General features: G+C 72.3%; 1 protein-coding gene. It reads right to left on the bottom strand.

Going from position 1 to position 2,048, the window contains the following annotated elements:
- On the bottom strand, positions 1-2,048 hold a 2,048-nt coding region (locus ACFHW1_RS28670), incomplete at both ends, for a condensation domain-containing protein (RefSeq protein ID WP_416616700.1).

The following is a 2,048-nucleotide window of genomic DNA, read 5'->3' on the forward strand; positions in this document are numbered from 1 at the left end:
CGTCGCCGGTGCTCCACAGCTTCTCGTCCAGGGTCACGGTCCGCCACGGGCCCTCGGGCACCCGCCCGGCGGCGCGCTCGTCGGCCAGGACCAGCCCGGCATCGACCTCGCGCAGCATGTACTCCATACGCTCGGCGGGAATATCGGGCTCGACCGGCACGTACACGCCGCCCGCCTTGGCGACGGCCAACAGGCCGGTGATCGCGGCGAGCGACCGGTCGGTGCTGAGCGCCACCGGCACGTCCGGCCCGACGCCGAGGTCGCGCAGCCGCCGGGCCAGCCGGTTCGCCCGTGCGTTCAGCTCGCCGTAGGTCACCGACGCGGCGCCGGAGACCACCGCGACCGCGTCGGGATCGGCCGCCGCCCGGGCCTCGACCAGCCGGTGCACCGGCGCCGGCGGCACCTCGGCGGCCGGCCCGTTCCACGACGCCACCGTTGCCCGCTCGTCCTCGCCCGTCAGCGGCACCCACCGGTGACCCGCCGCCGGATCCGTCACCATCGCCGCCATCACGCGCAGGTAGTAGTCGCGGTAGAGCAGCACCTGCTCCGGCACCAGCACGTCGGTGTGGTAGTCCATGCCGAACAGCAGCCGGTTCGAGTACGGGTTGCGGATCACGCCCACGTTGAGCGGGAAGTTCGTCGGCTCCGCCCGGTCGGTGGTGAAGCTGTCGATCTTGTCGTCGGTGATTCGCATCTGGCCGGGTCCGAACGCCCGGTCCAGCACGTGGAAGTGGTTGTGGACGAAGTTCACCTCGAACAGCGGGTCGCCGCCGATCTCCCGCTGGAGCGCGCCGAGCGGGTAGCGGCGGTGCGGCAGCAGTTCCCGCTCGGTCGCGAAGACCGCCCGGACCAGGTCACGCCAGCTGCCCGGCGGCAGCCCGAACCGGAACGGCACGGTGTTGAGGAACATGCCGCGCACCTCGGTGCCGCCCTCCTCCTCCAACCGCCCGTTGGCGGTGAGCCCGACCAGCAGGTCGTTCGTGCCGGTGACCAGGCTCATCACCTTGAGGTGGGCGGCCAGCAGCACTGCCTTGAGCGGGACGGCGCACTGGCGGGCGAGGTCGAGCAGCCCGTCGCACAGATCCTCGGGCAGCAGCGTCTCGACCGAGCCGTACCCCTGGTCGGGGTGGTGCTCGCGCCACTCGTGCGGCTGGAACCGCCCGGTCACCAGCGGCGGCCGGTCGGTCGGCCACCGTGGCAGGCGGCAGTCGGGCCGGTCGCCGACCCGGTCCATCCAGAACCGGCGGCTCTCCGGCGAGGCGAGGATCTTGCGCTCGGCGGCGATGAAGTCCCGGTACGCGGAGACCGGCGGGACGAGCACCGGATCCTCACCGGCCATCAGCCGCTGGTACACCTCGGCGATCTCGGAGATGGTCGAGTGCAGGCTCCAGCCGTCGAAGATCGCGTGGTGCTCGGTGATCGTCCACTGGAACGACTCGTCGGTCAGCCGGTGCAGGGCGAAGCGCAGCAGCAGCGGCCGGGAGTGGTCGAATGGCCGCCGCCGCTCCGCCAGCACGTACGCGTCGAGGGCCTCGTCCCGGGCCGTTTCGTCGAGGTGGCGCAGGTCGGCCACGGTGAACGGCATCTCCGCGGCTCGGTACACCAACTGCATGGGCTCGCTGAAGCCGCTGAGGTCGAAGGCGGTCCGCAGGATGGGGTGACGGGCCACCACCCGGGCGGTCGCCTCGCGGAAGCGCGCCTCGTCGAACGGTCCGGCGATCCGCAGCCCGTCGAGGTTGTGGTAGGCGCGGCGCTCCGGGTTAAGCTCCATCTCGTAGACCATGCCGACCTGCAGCTCGGCCATCGGGTAGGCGTCCTCCACCCCATCCGGCACCAGCGCCCGGTCGGCTGCGGAGATCAGCGCGAACGGTTCGCGGCCGGCCGTCTCCGGCGCCTCGGCGGTCCGCACCAGCATGGAGAGCCCGGCGACGGTCGGGGCGCGGAACAGGTCCGGCAGGTCGAACGTGAGCCCCTCGGCGCGCGCCCCGCCGAGCACCTGGATGCTGCGGATCGAGTCGCCGCCCAGGTCGAAGAAGTTGTCATGCCGG

This window comes from Micromonospora sp. LOL_014, assembly GCF_048060245.1.
Taxonomy (GTDB): Bacteria; Actinomycetota; Actinomycetes; order Mycobacteriales; family Micromonosporaceae; genus Micromonospora_E.